14 protein-coding genes are annotated in these 21,038 nt (G+C 34.9%); 3 read left to right on the top strand and 11 right to left on the bottom strand.

All coding sequences use genetic code 11. The features are described from left to right. Positions 1-47: 47 nt before the first annotated feature. From AN390_RS17725 to AN390_RS17760, 7 genes are all read right to left on the bottom strand, one after another. The gene (locus AN390_RS17725; RefSeq protein WP_055255573.1) at positions 48-1,571 is read right to left on the bottom strand and encodes a sulfatase-like hydrolase/transferase; all 1,524 of its coding nucleotides are present in this window, start codon (positions 1,569-1,571) and stop codon (positions 48-50) included. Positions 1,572-1,821: 250 nt separating this feature from the next. After that, a complete protein-coding gene (locus AN390_RS17730; RefSeq protein WP_055255574.1) occupies positions 1,822-2,376 on the bottom strand; it encodes a family 16 glycosylhydrolase in 555 nt (184 codons plus the stop codon). Between the two features lie 215 nt (positions 2,377-2,591). Next, a complete protein-coding gene (locus AN390_RS17735) occupies positions 2,592-5,027 on the bottom strand; it encodes a hypothetical protein (RefSeq protein ID WP_055255575.1) in 2,436 nt (811 codons plus the stop codon). Between the two features lie 1,527 nt (positions 5,028-6,554). Then, positions 6,555-7,697 (bottom strand): hypothetical protein, encoded by a 1,143-nt coding sequence (locus AN390_RS17740; RefSeq protein ID WP_055255576.1) that lies wholly within the window; start codon positions 7,695-7,697, stop codon positions 6,555-6,557. Positions 7,698-11,203: 3,506 nt separating this feature from the next. Further along, positions 11,204-12,199: a hypothetical protein gene (locus AN390_RS17750; RefSeq protein WP_055255578.1), complete on the bottom strand. Its 996-nt coding sequence runs from the start codon at positions 12,197-12,199 to the stop codon at positions 11,204-11,206. 6 nt (positions 12,200-12,205) lie between these two features. Continuing rightward, positions 12,206-13,402, bottom strand: a complete 1,197-nt coding sequence (locus AN390_RS17755) for an AAA family ATPase (RefSeq protein WP_055255579.1) — start codon at positions 13,400-13,402, stop codon at positions 12,206-12,208. A 359-nt stretch (positions 13,403-13,761) separates the two neighbouring features. Beyond that, positions 13,762-14,826: a replication initiation protein gene (locus AN390_RS17760; RefSeq protein WP_055255580.1), complete on the bottom strand. Its 1,065-nt coding sequence runs from the start codon at positions 14,824-14,826 to the stop codon at positions 13,762-13,764. Between the two features lie 745 nt (positions 14,827-15,571). On the opposite strand from AN390_RS17760, the gene AN390_RS17765 reads away from it, so the two are divergent. From AN390_RS17765 to AN390_RS17775, 3 genes are all read left to right on the top strand, one after another. Continuing rightward, positions 15,572-15,976, top strand: coding sequence for a DUF1801 domain-containing protein (locus AN390_RS17765; RefSeq protein ID WP_055255589.1), 405 nt, complete (start codon positions 15,572-15,574; stop codon positions 15,974-15,976). Between the two features lie 317 nt (positions 15,977-16,293). Continuing rightward, the gene (locus tag AN390_RS17770; protein ID WP_055255581.1) at positions 16,294-16,662 is read left to right on the top strand and encodes a DUF3703 domain-containing protein; all 369 of its coding nucleotides are present in this window, start codon (positions 16,294-16,296) and stop codon (positions 16,660-16,662) included. Positions 16,663-16,784: 122 nt separating this feature from the next. Then, entirely contained in the window at positions 16,785-17,240 is a 456-nt protein-coding gene (locus tag AN390_RS17775; RefSeq protein ID WP_055255582.1) for a GNAT family N-acetyltransferase, read from the top strand. Positions 17,241-17,600: 360 nt separating this feature from the next. Here AN390_RS17775 and AN390_RS17780 read toward each other — a convergent pair whose 3' ends face one another. The 4 genes from AN390_RS17780 to AN390_RS17795 all read right to left on the bottom strand — a co-directional run bounded on the left by AN390_RS17780 (position 17,601) and on the right by AN390_RS17795 (position 20,596). Further along, a complete protein-coding gene (locus tag AN390_RS17780) occupies positions 17,601-18,986 on the bottom strand; it encodes a HEPN domain-containing protein (RefSeq protein ID WP_055255583.1) in 1,386 nt (461 codons plus the stop codon). A 238-nt stretch (positions 18,987-19,224) separates the two neighbouring features. Continuing rightward, the gene (locus AN390_RS17785; protein WP_055255584.1) at positions 19,225-19,821 is read right to left on the bottom strand and encodes a tyrosine-type recombinase/integrase; all 597 of its coding nucleotides are present in this window, start codon (positions 19,819-19,821) and stop codon (positions 19,225-19,227) included. Positions 19,822-19,890: 69 nt separating this feature from the next. Beyond that, positions 19,891-20,364 (bottom strand): hypothetical protein, encoded by a 474-nt coding sequence (locus tag AN390_RS17790; protein ID WP_055255585.1) that lies wholly within the window; start codon positions 20,362-20,364, stop codon positions 19,891-19,893. A 10-nt stretch (positions 20,365-20,374) separates the two neighbouring features. Further along, positions 20,375-20,596, bottom strand: coding sequence for a hypothetical protein (locus tag AN390_RS17795; protein WP_055255586.1), 222 nt, complete (start codon positions 20,594-20,596; stop codon positions 20,375-20,377). Positions 20,597-21,038 lie beyond the last annotated feature (442 nt).

Here is a 21,038-nt window from a genome sequence, read left to right on the forward strand (position 1 = left end):
ATAAAAAATAGTAGGCCAATCAAGGCCCACCAAAGGGCATTACTCGGCTATAAAAAATCTTTCATGTGGTGATTAAATTTAGTTAATGATGGGTCTTCAATACGCTTAAGCTCTCCCGCCATTTTATGCACTAAATCAGTAAGCTGTTTTTTGTATTTAGAATTGTCTATTTGGTTTGTGATTTCGTACGGATCATTTTTTAAGTCGTATAATTCATCGCGGCTGTCGCCAGGGTTCCATACAAACTTCATTTCAGGGGTACGTATAGCTCTAATACCAAACCATCCTCCGTTGTACCATTCGTAGGCATATAACGAAATATCATCTTTACCAGCATCGGCACTATCGCCTTGTTTCATCAATGGTAAAAGTGAACGTCCATCTTCGTCGCCATCAAGTGGTAGTGTCATCCACTGGCGAAGTGTTGGGGCTATGTCGAGCATAGATACTTGGCGGTTAATTATTTTAGGCTCAAGGCTAGGATCACGAATAATAAGTGGCATACGCATTAATTCGTCATACGCGTAGGGGCCTTTGTCATACAAGTTATGCTCACCAAGCATACTACCTTGGTCGCCTACTAAAATAATGTGTAGGTCATCGTATAAACCTTCTTCTTTGGCGGTATTAATAAGCTCGCCAACTGCGTGATCTATCATAGCAATAGCGCCATAGTAGAAACTATGTGCTTTGCGCCAATCGGTTTCAGTCATGTGGCTTACATCATGCCAAGGCCACCAAATATCGTCTTGTGCCATTGGTTTGTTTTTACGTTCGATACCAAAATTGGGAGGGAGCTTTATATCTTTGTAGTCGTACATGCTAGCGTAAGGCTCTGGTACGCGGTACGGCGGATGAGGTTGCTCAAAACTAACAATACCAAAAAATGGTTTGTCTGATTTGGCCGCATTTTTAAGCATTAATTTGCCTTCGTTTACTTCTTTAGCTGTTACTGTATCTGCGTATGTACCCGGAAGCGTTTTATAGTAATCGTGCTTTTCGCCGTTTTCATCGCGCTCACCTGCATTCATACGGGCAACATTTTTTTGTGTACCATAAGGCGTAAAAGGACGGCCATTACGCTCTTCATCCTTATCGTGCCCCCACATAAAGTTAGCACCGCGCAGTGCAGGGCCTTGTGCGCCTAAGTGCCATTTACCTACATAACTAACATCGTAACCTACACTAGTTGCACGTTTAATTACGCTACCTTCACTAAGTGATAACTCCGAAAGACGAGAATGATAAAGACCTACGTTATCGTCAAGCCCCGTTTTATGTCCCCAACGCCCAGTAAACATAGCCGCGCGAGAAGGCGAGCATAACCCCGTAGATGTCATAGCTTGATCGAAGCGTGTACCTTCATGTGCTAAGGCATCAATGTTTGGCGTCGAAACAGGACCATTTCGATAGGAGAATGTGTCGAATCGCATATCATCAAATAGTAAAATAAGCACATTTGGTTTTTTGGCTTCAGAGTTTTTCAGCCCTGCATCTTTTGCACATAAATTGGAAGCAAATAATATGCAGCACCCTAACAGCATTACCATTTTTATTTTAAATAAGTTCATGTGTGTGTCCTTTTTAACAACTAAAAATTGCTACGTCAGTGTTTTAGCAATCAGCCTGTACTTTATTATAAAGGCATAATATTGATTTCAACAATATAAACATATGATGTTTAAATTCGCAACAAATAAATTAAAATTTGGCTAATATTCATACTTCAAAGTTGGTATGAATGTAGATAATAAACACGCATTTCATCATCTACACAAAAGGCATTAAATACTTTATTTGAATGGGTTTTAAGGCTTTCTATTACTTTAACCACGCTCTCACATAATCAATTTTCACTAATGTTGGGAAACCTTGTGCAGATTGATTATCTGAAGGATAAAATTGATTACATTTCCCTTTTGTATGCGGTGTTCTTAGACCCTTATATAATGTTAAGTTCAACTCTTTGAGTACGCCATCTTTTATAACAATATTATGTAGGTTGCGGTCCAACTCCTGAATCGTCTGTTTTTGAGTTAACTCAACTACACCTATTTTACTATATTGCACATCGCCTTCATTCGTTAAAGTACGATCTATTTTGCTGTACATCCAAAATGCAGGTGATACTCTCGGAAATTTATCCGCACCCTTTATACGTGCCTCATAATATCCGTAACTCCCTGTTGCCCTAGATTTAGCAACTCCCGAAGTGTAAAACAACCTATACTTAGGCACTTTTTTTTTATTACAGCCATCACAAAACGTTCTTAAATGCGTTTCTCGTTTAGTGGTTAGTTTTAATATGCCTTCAGAAACACTGGATTTTTCACCTTTACGGTACCAACCACCATCGTTCTTTGTTTGAAAGTTCAATTTTCAGTATCTTTAATATCAAACTCATCTGAGCGTTCAGCTTGTAAGACCCAACTTTCGCTTGGTTACGCAATATGAGGCATAGGCAGTGCATTAACCCCTGAACTGTACGGGATTAAGCTCAACGATATTGCTATTAGTTTAAGTATTCACAACTTAATGTATCGTGTTAATTGAAAAGCGAGCACATAGGCATGTACTCGCTAAAAAACTATTTATTGAGCTGTAACTTCAACGAGTAAGACCCCCTCAGAAGGAATGTCAAAGCTATTGTTCATTTTATTACTCGTCATTAAGTTATTAACATGAATAGGTTTACCATTTTTAAGCGACAGATCAACGGTTGCTGTTGTGTGGCCTAAATTTAAAATATTAACCAAGTAACTACCATTGTCTTGCTTAACAGTGCGCCATGTTGTGGTTTTAAATGACTCACCATTATCTACTTTTACAACAACATCAGGCGTACTACCCGAAACCTCTGCAAGTGCAGTTTGTTTAATGGCTTCAACGTCTGCGTCTTTTGGCATAACAATAAGCTTACCTTTACTGGCAACTAACTTAGCCTTACGCGGGTGCCCGTACTCATCTAAAGACAGGCTTTGCGCTGAGTCTAAAATAACGGTACCGCCTTTATTTAAATACCCTTGAAGCGATTTAAACTCTTCATTTGTAACAAAATTATTGCGATAAACCAGTATTGCATCCCAGTTGTTATTGTCTTGCTTTTCAATTACATTCTTTGTGGCAAAGCCAAGTGGAAAACCTTCAAAAAATAAATTTTCATAAAGCTCGTAGCCCTTGGTCATATAGTCGTTTGTGTTAATTGCTGTTGTTTCAGAGTAAAACAAACGAAGTGGACGACGCTGCTCTCTAAGCTTAACAATTTCTTCAGAAAAACTATTAAGATCAAACATTACTTGGGTAACTTCGTTAGTTACATGCGGCTGCATATTGTTAGAACCCGCAAATGCACCGCCAAGACCTGGGTCAAAAAAGTCTAGGTCGCCTTCTAAACGATCCTCTGGTGAACCATCTGGATCACGTGCCCAAAACCAGCCCATATTGGCATCCATACCAAGTAAAGTTGCAAGCCAATAAACACTACGAACATAACTTGTACGTGTGTCTAAATCTCGCCACTGACCCGATGATAAAAAATGAGATTCTGAATTCACATTAATCTTATTAGGCGCAACTGATTCCATAAAATCATGAAACATAGTGACTATGCCCCAATTATAAGCGTATTTTTCAATCCACTTGGACGATTTACCAGGGCGAATGTTTTCGCTACCGAATGATTTTGCATCGTGCCCAACCATAGTTGTCAATTCAGCTAGAGCTTCGGTATCTATACCTCCAGAACGAGAATCTTCCATGAACATACGAGGCATAATTTTAATATGAGTATCGGCATCTTCATTTACAGAATGCAGTTCGTTTTGAACATACGTAAACCAATCCGTACTTCTATCCATATTATAACGCGTCCAGTCGTACCAAATCGGTAAACCTTTTAATGCCGGATCGATTGGGATTTCTATTGCAACGCTTTTAAAGTTTTTAAAATTAGTATCCCAATTTTCATTAAGCTTATTTATATCGTCCTGATATTTAGTACTCAACCAATTTCTAAATTTGTCTAATGTGTATGAAGAAATACTTGTCATTTCTTGGAAATTTTGAGTCCAATGACCTTTTTCTGCGTACCAATGTGGTTCGTTAGCAAGTACGAAACCCACCTCAGTTACTTTTTTACCTTTGGTGAGTTCACCCGTTTTACGAATTATCTTACCCCATACTTCACGGGCTAAAGGGTTATCAATATCAAAACCTGTAAATAACGACCGCCCTTTTCTAACCTCTGGCTCTCGTTCTTCAACCCACTGTGGAATACCCATTAGCCAATAAACTAAAAAACCAATGTTAGTATCAGGGATACGCGTTAGCTCTTTCATTAACTCCTCGTCAAAAGTGCCATCCTCTCGAACTAAAAATGAATTAATGGCGCGATCATGATCGACAGGGTATAAATCTTCACCACCATGATAAAGCGCACCTAAATGGTCGTTATAAATATCTTTATTTGTAAGCGGCTGCCCTACCGTTTTTGAAAAATAGTCATATAAAAATATTGGCTTACCATTGCTTACAAACATATTGTCTTTTGCTTTAGTATTTTGCCAATCAACTTTATTTACAGGGCGGCGTTTAATTTCGCCTGCAAGCTCTTTAGATAAATCGTTTATACCTTTATCTAAAATTTGAATTACTTTTTTACGTTCAAAATCAGGAAGCTCTTTTGCTAACTGCTCTTTTGTGTCTGCGTAGTAACGTTCATAGCTAAATAACTTAACAACAGCGTCGTAATTGTTTTCATCCCAGTTAGCAAACTTTAAAAACTGTTCTGCAAACCACACTACGCTTTCTTCACGCGTCACATCAATTTGCTTATGTTCAGCTTTTGCCATCAACTTCTTAAGTTTGTTAATTTTTAGTCGAGCTGTTTTCTCGTAGCTATTCAGTGAAGCAATAGATGAACTAAGAGTTTCTGTGTCTTTTAACTCTATGGGACTTTCTTGTTGTGAACACGCTGATGTAAGTAAAAATAATGGGGCTAGTGTAAAGCCTAATAGATGTTGTCTCATGTTATCTCTCGTCTAGAAAGGTTATTTATTAAAAGTATACATTCTGTTTTTTAGATTTATTAAAGACAACATACATCATATGTTTGCATTTGTAATTTGTTTTTTAACATCCAACATGAATTTTTAACAAAAGTATTTAAATTTTAATTTAATAAATATGCAGCGCTCTTAAAATTTTAATATGACATTCTTTGAACTAGATAATCAACACGATTGTCGTTGCACTTTACAATTGTAATCAAATAATTGAACCTCACCGTCAAATCTGGAAACATACAATGAGAAAGTCATAAGATTAATTTAAAAAATTTAATAAACAGAGAGGACAGCTTTAAATGATTCGACTATGACGAAGCTAAATTACAAACTTAAAATATATAAGATCCTAATTAGAATATTTGTAATAAATCTAGAAGTAAGCCGTTAAAAGCCTCCAATGGAAGCGACGCTTTTAGATTTTTTGATGTATGTTGCTTTGTACTAAAAGGCTTTAGATCAATATTTCACTAAGTATCAGGCTAAAGCGTAAACGGTTTGATGCTTTTCCACATGGTGGAATAACTGAAATACGATAGACGCACCCTTGCCTACACGCCTCAATATGTACTTAAGATAACCTGAGTTGCTATGTAAGTTTATACGAATAGAAATATAAAGAATGAGTTCAAAACTATCAACACATATAAAAGGTATAAAGACCTTATAATCTCCTTTAATATTTAATATAAATACTCTTAGTAAAATTCTGATCCAGAGCTTATAGTGACTGGTTGCTAATTATACTCAATATTATTTTTTTACTTGGTATTAGAGGTAACCAGCTCTGTATAAAAAAGAAGAAATAGGGATTAAATGAAGAAAATTTCCATCACCATATGAAAAGCCATCTAAATAGACCAATGCGGTGATATTGCTGGAAAGAAATAAATCTAAAAGCGCTTTGATATTCATAATTTACAGTATTGTTTTTAGTAAAACTTGCAGATCAAATCTTTACTAAGTGCTATGCCATAATGCTTTTTAATAGCCATTCCACATTGTGGAAATCTTAATATCACTTCCACATTTTCTTTTATTGCACTAGCCGCTGTTAATTCAAAATTAACGTTATGAACTATTAATAAATGAGTTATTTCACATCTGAGAAAGATTCTTGAATATCGAAAACTGGATAAAATATTTCCATGTTCACTAAAATTTGCGAGCAACTCAACTTACAGCTTGTATGGTAGGCACACGATAAAACCTTAGCAGCTTATTTTTATGGCTATAACCAAAAAAGAAACTCTTCTTATTAGTTTAATCCTATTACTATATGACAATGCAGAAAAAAGCGCGATGTGCCCAACAATATTATAAGACTTAATGAGCTTATCAACTTTCACAGCTGTAATTGTTTGAAATCAACCTATTCTAAAGCAGTAAAAATATCTCAACTAAAATAGTATTTTTAAAGCTACAGAGATTTTACTTAACCTTAGAAAAAAGCGGTATTAGGTAATTAACTAACCTAAAGAAGCTTATTTATTAAGACTCAATAAAATTTGCTTGGAGCTCTTGCTCATCTAGTACTTTGGCTTTTTCCGTTATTTTTTTATTGTGCTTATTCAGGGATAAGATTTCAGCACAAAATGAATCAGAAGGATGCAGCTCATACTTATAGTCAACGATATCACCTTCATCATTCTTTATATTACTTATTTCATAACTATCTATAATATCGGAATCAATCAAATCCTTCATCGTATTAGCCATATCTCGGCGAATAGCTGTAAGTCGTGATTTTTTTATATCTTCACTATCGATGGAGCCAAACTTGATCATGGTTTTTTTTAGTAAAAAGTGATGCGTTTTGCCTACACTTGCATAGCGAAACATATGATAAAGCCTCAAAGTTAGCCACCTAGATAAAGTTCTTTTAAACGATTGAGCACGATTAAAATAATATCCTCTGTAACCAATGGACTCTATTTGCTGCGACATAAACTCATTTAATACAGCAAGACATTTAACCGTTGATTTTCCCTGCTGACCACTAAAATGAATAGAGCTTAAATAATTCATTTTAGACTCACTATAATGCTGCTCTCCCGCTTGATTGGTCACTTGGTATTTAAAGTTGAGTTCACTACCCTTGAGTATTTGAAGGGCCTGCTTTATTTCTGCAAATGATAGGGTTTGATTAACAGACTTCAGCTCGTTAGCTATTTCTTTAATAGAAAAATATACCGCATATCTGTCGCCCATTTTTCCGGAAATTTTTGCTATTTTACCTTGGCTAGCTAAACGAATAAGCGCTCTCTCTACTTTTTCTTCTCTATCTGAGGGCCAAGCAAAATAATCTTCGTCTTTTCCCACAATCAGCGCAGGGGCTATTTCCAGTTTGCCTTCATACGTAACCCCTTCTAACTTATCAGAAATACTTCGAGATACGACAACCCGGTTAGGCGCTTCACTAATTTTTACCAGTTTACGCTGATTACGTATAAAACGAGACCACAAGTCATACGCATTAAAAGTGTTTGAAATAGAGTTTTCAAAGCCCGACAACGTACTTTGATTATCAATGAAAAGTGACAATTGCTCGACTTGATTTGCATTTTGAATTGTCTTAATTTCGTTTTTAATAGTATCAGGAAGATTACTCAACGAAATGTACTTTGTGGCCATTAAGCAAAACCCTGCTTATTATTATATTTATCCCCTAGGTTCTCATAACCCATAGATTACGGCAACTATGAAACATAGAGGAAAATTGATCTGAGTGTAATAAAAATCTAAATACAATTTAACAAAATGAGTTTATGAGTTATCAATATAGATTTTTATATTCTTAAGCTGCTCCTTATTACTATAGTTTCAGAGGTCTACTTGTTAATTTCAGTAAGCATCTATAGCACTAACATAGAGGAACACTGATCTATACCGCATAATAGAAACTTGAAGCTTCATCTGTTGCTGGTTTTTACATAATAAACAATGATGTATTTAATTTAAGGCATCTACTTCATATGTAATTAAAGAACATAGAGGAAATCTGAACCTATTTTTAATCAAGCACACCGCTATACCGAGTGTTCAAAATTAACTGGCTTAGCCTTCCCTCTTTCGCGATCAGTTTTTAAAGATAGAGGAATATTGATCTGTAACTCTTTTAAAAAATAATATTAGGAAACTTAAGCTAATAAAATAATATCCATAATGCCCTACGACTACTTCTATGTGAGCCTCAAACATAGAGGAAAAGCGATCTGGATTAATTATCATCAAACACCCAACATAGAGGAAAAGTGATCTGAGCTGATTTTGTAACCCCTCAAATTTATCATCTAACTTAACCGTTTAAATATAAATCGATGATTTTAGCTAAATAGACTGTAATTTAAGCATAGAGGAAAGTTGATCTGTGATAATTTGGCTGCTAACAAATTGCATAGAGGTAAAGTGATCTGAGGCTAATTTATTTAGGCAAAATAGCTTCACACCATAATGCTGTATTGAATATCTACGGTAATAGAGTAGCTACAAATAGTCGATGAAAGCCTACCTTCGAAATAAATTTATGTGGTCATGGAAAAAACTCAATAAAAAACATTGATAACGGGTAAATTAAAAATTCTTGTGGATAAGCGTTATTTTACCTAGTTAAATAATGATCTCAGCATAATGGAGATCAGATCTACACCATGTTTTTAGGTCAAAGGAAGTTTGCTTATGGGGATAACATCGTATACAAACATGATGGAAATCGGATCTAAAACACACATTCTTGGGGTAAGTATGTTTATAACCTATGTATAACTATATGATTTTAAAGAGCACATAGAGGAAATATGATCTATAACATAGTGTAAACATGATCCATACATAGAGGTTTGTTGATCTGCAAATTTAAACAAACTAATTTATATTCAATAACTTATAGGAATAACTTACGCTTTAACCTTATACCTATAATTTAACCATATTAACCTTATTATTATCCTTAACAGTTAGAAAATTATAATCAAGCGCTATTTTCAAACAGATCTATTAATAATGAGAGAGCTAACAAGTATATATGATGACAAACTTTATCTAGAGAAAGCATTCTGTAAATACCTTAGCAATAAGTATATACTTACAAAATGAAAAATATCTCGATAACACCCTAACCTACTAACTTAAATTAGCCCACACTAATAAAAGTTTTTCATATAATGCAATTTACTATCTGATTCAGATAAATTACTTAATTTATATTTCTAAAAACGTATTCATATTAGTCATCTATAGTACATATACAATATATAAAACCATCAAGTTGCACATTGTTAAGAAGAGAAGTATCTCTCTTATAATAAGATACTAATATAAGTACCCCTGAACGCTTAGAACGTATTAAAGACACTTATGTAAGGCTAGGTAATACAATATCTAAGGGAAGCTCCTAGGCCGAAATAGAGGCGCTTAAGCATTGATGAATAGTTAGCTAAATAAACAAATTCTTTCAATCATCTAAGGACTATTATTTATTTAGGCAACTTTAAAAACTCAGCAATGAAGTATTAGAAAAGCTCGGTTAAACAATTTCCACATTGTGGAAAGTAACGCTATCAAATTTTAAGTCTTATACATATATTAATAAATATGTTTACTCGACTTAGACTTCCTATAGTTTACATAGCTGCGAATAGTTCATCTTGTCGATTTTTATACATGCTATTTAATGTGCAAAGATAAAGATAAACATGAACTAATTTAAGTTATGTACTGTTTCAAAATATTGATACGTATTTAAGATTCTCCGAAAGAAAATCGACCTCGATGGGTGTGTTTACTCTAGGTGTCGTTAAAGAGTTGTGGAGCACTTACAGTGATCGATATAAAGGGGTTGGTCATCAAATGATTTCGTTTATTATCCATAGCCAATAAACACATACCCTAAACCGCTTTTTAAATACTATTATTAAATGTGAATGACTATAAACAACTATGAGTAGGAAAATCATAGTAAAAGAAAATATTTTTTGGTGTCTGACCTTGTCAACTTTACCAATTTGGACTTCCCTGCTTTCACTAGTTAGTTTTTAACTCAAAATAGTACGCTTCTTTGAACTTAACAGGTGATACACTACATGTGTGAATAGCATTTTTTGATTTTAAAAAATTTATCTAAAATTAAATATCTCAGCTTTCGCATCTTCTCGTATCGAGTATATCTTACTTCTAACTATTCACTTTTTAAGCTTAGTAAAAACTTTCAGAAGCTGCATTATAATACCAATTCCCAACTCGGCTAACCGATAACACAATTTTATACACCTTCGTTAATGCAAGCTAACTAGGATTACCACATTAACTACCATGATCACCTACCAATACCTCAGCTTTAAATTAATGTTTTATACAGTCATTAAGAGTAGATTTATAAAAATGGTTATCCATATTTTTATCCAGCGACTAACTTAGAATCCGCCTGAGAGTAATTCATCTCTGTTACCACATATAAAAAATGTCGTAGGTGCTTAGGTAATATCGCCTTTAATATGGCGAAGCTTATACCCAATTTGCGCTTTAAGCTTATGTCGTTGCATAATCTTAGAAACACGATTTACGGTGCATTGCTTACCGACTTAACGCAAGTCTGCATATATCCAAGGGTTACCATAAGTGCCGCCACTGGTTACATAAAATTCTTTAATGAGTTTCAACAAGCGTTTATCTCTAAGCACTCATTGTTTAAAGGCTTTTTAATCAGGCATAAGAACCACTATGACGCAGCTAAAAAAGGCGTCACATCGTCGTGATATACAGTTTTTCATCGGATGATGTAAAAATTTTAGGTTTATCTGATAATTGGCTTCGCCGGCAATATAAAGTTTTAATGCAAATATTAAATCATTCAGCGACTTCTGTAACTTGGTACCTACACTCGGTAATTTGTTAACAGCTTAAATTTATTGGCATCAAGCATATTCTGGGAAGTTCTATCTGGTCTGAAAACTAGTGTAAATTAAATATATGACTCTACAATTATAAGCTAGGAGTATTTGAACTAAAGAAAATTATGAGTGGGAAGGTTGTGATAGCTATGCGTTTAAAAAAGTTATAGATAATAAGCAGTTTGTTTGTAATAAAATTTCCTTTTCCACATTGTGGAAAAGGCATTTTAAATAAGGGTTATGTTGGTAAAACTAAGAGTTAAAACTCGTTAAAAGCATTTCTAATATATCGGGACTCACTTTGGACTCGTCTATTGAAATATTTACACCATTCTTTGTCGTCGTAAATTTTACACCACTTACGTTACTTTTAATAAGCTCTTTAAATTTACCGTTATAAGCCGTCTCACCTTGCGCTTTGTCACTTTTAATTCTATTTAAAATATCGCGCTGTAACTTTTTAGATTCCTTTTCTAAAAACTCGTTTATTTCTGATAATTCTTCTTTAGATTCTTTACCAGTAAGCGGTGATGTTTTAATCGCTTTAAAATGTATAGCTAAATTATCTAGGTAATTATCTTTATTATGTTTAACTAATTCGCGTAGAAATGGAGTAGATATAAACTTTAGGGCAGGGAACAATTTAATAATATCGTTAGGTATATTTGAAAAGCTTAACGCGTAATACACGTTGCTTTTTTTCATCCCTAAAATTTCGCAAAGTTTTGTTCCTGTCAGTTCTATACCATTTCTTTTTTCCAGTTTATCCTTTAATTCGCTAATGGAGCGTGCTTTATCCATATAGCTAGGTTCTGAGTATTCATCCATTACTAAGGCGAAATGAGCCCGTTCTTCTTCCGTTAAATTTTTGGCAACAACTAGGGTTAATTTTGTATCTGGTAAAAGAGAAACAGTATAAGCACGACGTAGACCACCTAGGATTTCATACTTTCCATCAACAAGTTCAGCTCTAACGGCTTCAGTATTACCACCTGTAGATTTTATCGAATGAAAAATATCGAGCACAGATGCTAAAGACAAATCTTTAAAGGATCGCTTATTATAAATCGACTTTTTACATTTATTTAAAACATCTTGGCTTTCAATTTCAACGCGTTCCCATTCAATGTCTCGTTCAGAAATAGGTGAACGTTCAACTATATTATTTCCACTATTTTTTGTAATAAGATCATCTAGATTAGTAGTTGTAACCTTACGCCCGATCACGGCTCTTTTTTTTGTGTTCATAGTGGTCTAGCCTTTGTTTTTTCTATTAAACGTAATTGTGTCAAATACTGAACGTGTGAATTCCTCGGCCTTTAAACGCGCTTTTTTCAACGCATCTCTATCACCAGGATAAAATTTTGGATTAGTTGAAAAAACAGTCCCAAAACTCTCACCACAACGTTCAAATGCTGTTGATAACGGCAAAGACGTATCTAGCATATCTGCACCGCAAACCTCACGAAGCAAACTTTGAGCATCAGCGTGATCTGACTTCCTCGCAATCTTAGCCATATATCCGAATATTGAACTAAGTTTAATTTCGCTGCCTGCAGTTTCGGTCATGTCGAAAAGCTCAGGGAGTCTTTGCATAAATTTCAATGTCGAGTGAAAATCAACCTGAGCAGGGGGGACTGGTATTAAAAATGTATCGGCTGCAACAAAAGAGTTTAATAGGAATGCATCTAAATGAGGCCCTGAATCAATAAAGATAAAATCATAATCGTGCTTTAGCTTGCTAATTATATTCTCTTGAAGAACATCATATATATTTTGTCCAGGCAGATGCTCATTTGCTAACTTTTCAAATTGAGAGGCTATAAATGCATCCTCAATAGAGGCTGGTATAATATCTACGCCAGATACGTTCGTTGGTTTAACAAACTCTTCCAATAATTCTTCACGGCTTACATTCTGTAGCATTGCCTGGGCAACAGTTTCATCTACAACGCCAATAGAAAGGTCGTGTTTCATAAACATTGTTGCACTGGCCTGTGGGTCCAGGTCTAGCACTAGGATTCTCAAATCATGGTGAAGTAGGGCAGGGGTGCACCTTAAGCCGTGAGCGAGGGTCACGCTGGAAACCGTTTTCGCAACGCCACCTTTAAGGTTTGTAAGGAAAATTGTATGGGCTTCTTTAAATTTATCACGGTATTTAGGCACACCTCTGTGTTCATAAATAGCGGTAATATCTTTATGTCCCATGCTATAAACATTATTTAAACCAGCCTGCTTTTTTTGGAACTGATATCCCTCCTGCTCCATCTCAGCTACAGCTTTATCAACTTTTGCCTTAGCTAGTTCTGGTAAACTTGCGACTGCAGACTTTGAGTATGTAGGTTCATACCTTTCAGCATTAAATTCTATCTGAGAATTAGTAATTTTCTCTGACAATGCCTCCAGGGTTAGTTTCGCCCTAGTGGCTATTTTTAGTATTCTGTCATCCATCAGCTTACCTTGAAATATGCAGCATTTTATAAAGTTAACATATAATGCTGCATATTAATGAGTTTGTAAACACTAAATGGAATTATTAGTTTCTTGTTTAATTGTTATGTATTTCAATGTTATGCACTTATGCACAGACACTATAAATTATATTACTTCTATTAAAGTATATAGGGACTATTAATATATAGACTCTTTATCTAATTGAAAAATAAAGATTTTTAACTTGTTTTAGATCAGTTTAATGGTGTTTGTGATCACTTTAATGGTATAGATGATCATATTGATGGTATTAGTGATCACAAAAATGGTATTGCTGATCATATAACTGGTATTGTGACTACATATTTATGGTGTGTTTAGTAGTCGATATCCTTGGTTAACTCTATTAAAGAATTAACTTCATCCCTTAGCTGTTTCTCTTTTTCATTTACTGTATTTTTATTTAGAGCCATGCTTCTATTTAGGGCTTTTTCAACTTTATCCGCCTCTTCATCTTGGCCAAGGTAACGATAAGCAAACATTAGCTGTGTTAGTTCTGCAGGAGATAACTTTTCTTTTTGAATTAATTGCTTAGAAATTAGTTCTTTCACTGTATTTAGTGCATCATGAGTGTTCAATTCTTCAGTAGTGCCTTTATTTAGCCATCTAATCAAAAATTTTATTTCAGAAATTTTCTTACCTTGTGTTTTTAATTTATAACCAACGTCGTTACTTTCGCTTTCTAGAAATAAAAATTCCTTACGAGCAATAGGGTGCCCACGTAAGATTTCGATGCTATCTCTAACGCAGCGTTTCATGAATACGCCGTTGTTTTTAAAAGAGCTTTTATTTTTTTTCAGCCGCCCACTTTCATCGAGTAAACCAAAAAGTCCTTTCAGCTCGTCAATTGCAATGTAATGCATTTCATAACCGTCTTTTTTAAATCTGCTTAAAATTTCGTACAATCTTTTTGCGTATTCTTGTTTGATATCTAAATATGTTTTTGTTGTTATTAATGCAAACCCCTGTTTATATTCAATATATTCACTTTCAAGCATGTCGTTAGGCACCATTGTTAATAGGCCTCTTTTATACTTAATATTTTTAAAAAGAGGTTTGTAATCAAATTCAATTTCGCCAGAGGTTCCTTCTACTTTTATACCTATTTTGTAGCTTGCAAGTCGTTCAGCAGCAGGAGATAAAATACTGCCAACATGCTTAGAGCTGATATTCAGCCATTCTGATAGCTGGCTTGCTGTATATGTGTACTGTGGTGTGCTTTTTTCCCAATCTGAATCTTTCATCTGGGCCATCATCAGTGCAAACAAATCCGCCTCTCTTTGCGACAGGTCTTTGCGGCTGAATACAAGTTTGTGCCCTTGTTTTATATGTTTAGGTAAATTTGAACGAGAAATTGGGTTTGGGTTTAGTTTTTTTTCCATTTTCACACCAGGTATCTGTAATCAATAAGCTTAAAATACACAATACTGGTCAACAACACCAGTTTTGTGTATTTGAAACGGTTGTTTTACATAAAACTGGTATTTTTTACCAGTTTTATGTAATCGATAAATTTATTATTATTGAAAAAACACTATATTTCAATGGCTTGCTATTAGGGGGTTATAAAAATAACAAGATAATGGTGTTTCTATACCAGTATTATGTTATCTAACATTATAAAAAACCATAATTGTGTTATCTCAATTTGTTTATTAAGCCTTTAAACTAAGTCTTACTCGAATATAGAGTATAAAATAATGGTGTTTTTAGTGTAATTACCATAATTATGTAAAGTTAATCGCCAAAGGTTACATATTTATGGTGTATTTAAGGAGGTATTCGACAGTGAATACATAATTCTGGTGTATTTAACCAGAATTATGTATTGATAACTTGTTTCCACAATGTGGAACGCATTTCCATATCTACTATTTGTATGGGAGGCGGCTTAGAGCGATAACCGGTCAGTGAGGTGAGTCTTCATTCGTTTGGTAAGCATAAGGAGAAACATTCCTCTTTTTTATATATTTAAATGAGTTACAGAAAGCATAATATTTATAGCTGGCAATCACTTACACTATTTGCTATTAATGTAGGTTCACAAAATAAGGGCGTCTTCGCACTAAAATAGGGAAAGTGCCCTCTGATAAAGTTGTTATATGTTTTTCAAAGTATGAGTTTTTAATGGACTTGAGCGTAAAACAAAAATTTGAAAGCTACCCAGAAAATATTGCTGTTTTACTCAGTAATATACGTGATCTTATTTATAGTGTAGCTAATCAAGATGAGATTATTGATCTTACAGAAACTCTTAAATGGGGTGAGCCTAGTTATATTTCAAAAATAGGGAGTACTCTTAGGTTTGATTGGAAATCAAAACATCCAGATCAATACTGTATTTATTTCAATTGTAAAACCTCTTTGATTGAAACTTTTAAAGAGGTATACGGTGATACTTTTACATATGAAGGTAACCGAGCAATTATTTTTAAATGTAATCAAGATGTACCTATCATAGAATTATCTCATTGTATTTCAATGGCATTACGTTATAAAAAAATAAAACACTTAAACTTGCTTGGTGCATAAACATATAACAAGTGAATAAGGTTACTTACCGTTCGCTTTTGGGAGATAGGCGGACTTCGGCAACGAGCGATAAGCAGGTATTGAATAGATAAATATTATACTTTCTTGTAGGGGGGGATATTTATTACTCAGATATACGGGGAAATAAGCCACACGTGCATATAATTTAATTAGGTCTGTTTTAAATCGTAGAAAACTTAATAATTGCAATATCTTAGATGATTTTTTTAAACATTACATCAGATAGAAAATGAGCGAGGGACGTAAAGAAATTCCCGCATTATAAAATTGCTATACGCCAAGGAAAGGATGAAATTATGATTAGTAAATTCTCTAAAAACATAGCTAAAAGCGTTCTGTCAGAAATCGCTATGGCAAAAAAAATGGAAGTACTGGGCAACCCTTCTGATTCTTTTCACCATTTGGAAAATGCGCATGTGTTAGGCCAGGAATCTACTTGGTGGCATGTCAAAGTGCATTTTCTTATGTTTTCTTGGGCTATTCGACAGGGAGATGCAAGAGAGTGTGCTGGTCAAATTTTCCGCATTGTTGGAGCGGTGACCAAAACAGCTATAGGTTTAGTCCCTGCGGGGAATACTGGAGGTACAAATATTAGCCCTTTTAAAAAGTTACCTCTTAAACCAAAGCATCAGGCAGCTATTATCAAGGCCAAAGGCAGCGCATAACAAACCATTGACTCTATTCTGGCGATCATTGAGATATAAATATGTAGACTACTTTCGCTTCATATTCGTGCCCGTAAGTGGGCAATTAAGTTTTTAGGAGGGCTTCTGTAATTATCAGAAAAATGAATGAGAAGGATGTTGAAGCTATAAGTGGAATTTGTATTACTTCGTTTCTGCACTCTATTGCAGACACGTTGTCAGAGGAAGGGAAGACTACTTTTTCGAGTATTGCTGCTAGCAATGCTTTTCTTAGCAGAATGAAAGGCGATAACTTAATGTTGGTTGCTGAGAGCGACGAAAATATCTTCGGTGTCATTGAGTTAAAGGAAGGTCGGCATGTTGCGATGCTGTTTATTCGTCCTGAAAGCCAAAAGAGTGGTATTGGGAGAAAGCTGCTTGCATCCGCTTTAAAATACGCGAAGGTAGAAACTGTTACCGTCAGCGCGTCACTATCTTCAATAAGCGCCTACGAAAAGTATGGGTTTGAGTGCCGTGGCGAAATTGGTGAATCGGCAGGCTTGGTTTATCAACCTATGGAGATTAAGCTTAGTAAGGAGGTGTGCGCGGTAAGCACGTAATTGCAGCGTTACCAATGTTCGCTTCTGGCGCTTTGCTAAAGCCAGCTTTGCGCGATAACCGGATGGTCGGGTAAACTCGTTTTTGGACAAAAATGAGTTAGAGTCAACGAGTGGTTGTGTGAAGCGGACCTTCACGGCGTGAATCTAAAATTGTGTTGGGTGGCGGCTTCAGCTTAATCATTCTACCTGTTGATGTGGGTCGGCATAAGGCGCGAAGCGTTACAATCAGACAAAAATGATGAATTTACTTTGAAACAACCAGACTTATCGTGTTGTCATTCGACTCAGGACTTGAAGCAAACGCTGTGTTTTATATTACGAAGTAAGAGGTTTAACTAATCTGTAAACCTAATTCTCATTTTAATCACACTGTAATTTTGCACAGAGAGGCAACTCATCCAGAAATGTAGGTAGCTTTTTGTTAAAGCCCGTTTTTTCGAAGCCAAATTGAGATATATAATAAATAGCTCTTATCAATGTTTCTGAACAAAAATCTATAACACAATAATCCAATTTCTCGTCAATTGAAGAGCCATGAACGATGTTCGAACGTGCTTTGTATAGTTTTCCTGCTCTATCTTGAACTGATTTATTAAGACCATTGTGAGTGATGTGTAAATGAGTAACTCTTCTTTTAAATGTCTCTGTAAGATTATCATCTCTATAATTGACAATGCTTTCCATTGAACTGACAAGCTTTTGTATTTGCTGATAGTAATTAGGTTCTGTAGAAGCGTCTCCATACCATATTAAGGCTAGTTCCATACGTTCGACGACCCTTTGGTTCGAAAAGTTTGGCCTCAAGAGCAATTCAGGGATCATAAAAGAGGTGTCTATAAGGTTGTTTTCGGAAGCTCTGCCCTTAATAAAAGCTTTCCAGAATTGTTTAGAATCAAACTGGAATGAAGCAAATCTGTGATTAGTTGAAATACTCATGTTTGCTTTGCCTTTTCCGGATTTGTGAAAGTCAAATCTATGACTACTTCTCTCATTTGATGCTACTAATGGGATTGCTATGGGGGATAATCGAGTCGCTAAAAGTTTTAATAAATTAAATGTAGCATCACGAGTTTTTTCAGCTAATTGAAGTGAAAGCTTTTCACTGCATTTTATTGGTACCGCTATTTCAAGATAATAGTTATAGTCAAATGATCTTGTGTCTTTGTATAGCTCAAGCTGCTTTTCTGTAAGATCGTTCTCGTATATAGCTTTTATACGTATACTTTTGCTTACTTGTATCTCATCACTTAAGTTAAATATGGTTACAGGGAACTGGTAAACGAAATGGTCAAACTCCTTTTTAAAATCAGATAATCGACGTTTTACAATTTTTACTAATGTTTCAAACTGAACATTGAATGATTTTTCGTCATATATAGCAGTTCGAGCAAAACCATCCAAATCAGAATTAACATATTCGTATGCTATCGCTTCTATGATAGGTTTTAGTTCATATCGCAAACAGTTTAAGTTTCCCATCTTATGAAGAAACTCAGCTAATTCTTTAACTAAAGATTGGGAGTAAAGTGTGTGGTGCAACTGATAAATGCAAGGCTTGTTACCATCTCTTTTTTCACTTATTTCTTTCATTAAGTCGTAAGGTGCATTAATACACGGGAAAATTAAACTGCCCTTTGTCTCATTTTGGAGAAAAACAGTAGGATCATCTTTCCAGACTTTAAATGTACGCGCCAGTTCAGTTAGCAGCTTTGTAAATGTTTCACGTACATCTTTTGATAATTTCATCAGCTACATCCTGCATTGACTAGTTTCTTAACTATAATATTAACCTCGTTGATGTGGACACACCACACAGATATTAATAAACGGTAGCCAGAACAGCTGCTTCTGTATTAAGAATACTTACTCATATTATACATAAACGAACCTGAGCGACCATCCGCATCGCCCAAAGCCTTCATTAGAGCGTTTACATTAACTCACAATGGGGCAAAGGCAGCTTGGGGTTGCTGCCTATATTAAATTAACAATCCGTTTCTCTGGATATCTTAATTGCATCTTCAATTTCAATTCCGAGATATCTGATGGTGTTATCAATTTTTGTATGGCCAAGCAGTAACTGAACGGCCCTTATATTTTTGGTTCGAGCATAAACCAAAGTTGCTTTGGTTCTTCGCATTGAGTGAGTTCCATATAGGTCAGAATCAAGCCCTAACTGCTCAGCCCAACTCCTGATGATAGACCTGTAATATGAATAGCTTATTGGCTGATTAGAGCGACGTAAACTCCGAAACAAATAGTCACTAGATTGCAATTTAACTTCTTGAACCCAACGGCTAATACTTTGTTGTGTTCTCGGAGTTATCTCAAATTGAACTTCGATTCCTGTTTTCTTTTGTGTCCATTGAACCCTCTCAAAAACTTGATCTTGGGTAGCGACATCTCGAACTTTTAATGACAGTAAATCACATGACCTTAATTTACTATCTATAGCCAAATTGAGTAACGCTAATTGCATCAAGTTGTTTTGAATTTCGATGCGAGTGCGAATACGCCAAATCTCTTCAAGCTTAAAAGGGCGTTTCACACCACTAGCATTGTGATTTAGTTCTGGTTTCATAGTGACCTCCTATTTAAAAGTCACTATGAGGATAGCGAATGTATTGCTGATTATGATTTTGGGCAATAACTACCTTATTTCACACCAAGCTTGTTTTGTAGTGACTTTTGATATGACTCCACCTGTTTGCCAAAATGACGTTAACTTAAATAGAGCACGCTTAGATTTAGGTGACATATCAATTTGTGTAGTAACAAATCTTGTGTTGTATTCATTCTTCCATTTTTCAAAATATGGATTAGATTTAAAAGTGATGTAAATTCGAGGGTAAGATTCCATGTTCTCCTGCCGAATAAAAATATCATTGTGATTGCCGTTTAGCTCATCATGAAATTCGTTTAGTTCTTCACTTTTTATAGATAAAGACTTCTTTGTTTTATCCCATTTAATATAAGAACTAGATATACGTGAATTATCAAATGAACTACCAATCACGTCTATTTTATCACAAACTAACTCAAAGCTTTCTGGATTAGAGGGCACTGTTGCAGCATATGTACTCAAATTAGCCAACGATGATATAGCTATCAACATTTTTTTCATTATTAGCTCCCTATGCCAGCTTGGTAAAACCAGAATTAGCTATCAATTTATCAATGTACGCACTATTTAATAATACTTTAACAGCTTCAAACAACTGCTCAGAGCTGGACTCTTTTTCAATGGTAATAATTAGGTCACAGCCGTTATGTGTTACTTTAGTAACGCAATCTAAGTCTTTTACATCTTCAACAAATGCTGAAAAATACGTATCATAATTTTTATCTTCTAGCATGGACGGTCTAACTACACTTAGATCTGACCTATTGATTTTTCGAATTGGTAATTGATACTGCATCATATTCCTTGTATGCATAACATTGTTACTAAACGAATTACTTATAATGTAACAAGGCAGTTTAATAAAGGGAAGGTTTGAAAAGCCTTTAAAAATTTCCAACACTGTTTATCGCTGAAAAGCTACCTACAGAGTGTACGCTTCAACTCGTTTTGGGGCAAAACCAATTTGCAAAATATGCAATTTGCTAACTCGAAAAGGNGGGGCAGAAATGAGTTTGGCAACATCGCCTCTGTTAGATTCCAATCAGCACAGAAAGTACTACCTCTATAAGAACTATGCTTTAGTTCAGTTCACCCTTACAACCGCAGATATTAACCATTAAAGGAGATGTTACACTTTTAAGTATGCATAACAATAAAGTTTGATCAGTTCCAAT

Source organism: Pseudoalteromonas sp. P1-11 (genome assembly GCF_001399995.1).
GTDB classification, from domain to species: Bacteria; Pseudomonadota; Gammaproteobacteria; order Enterobacterales; family Alteromonadaceae; genus Pseudoalteromonas; species Pseudoalteromonas atlantica.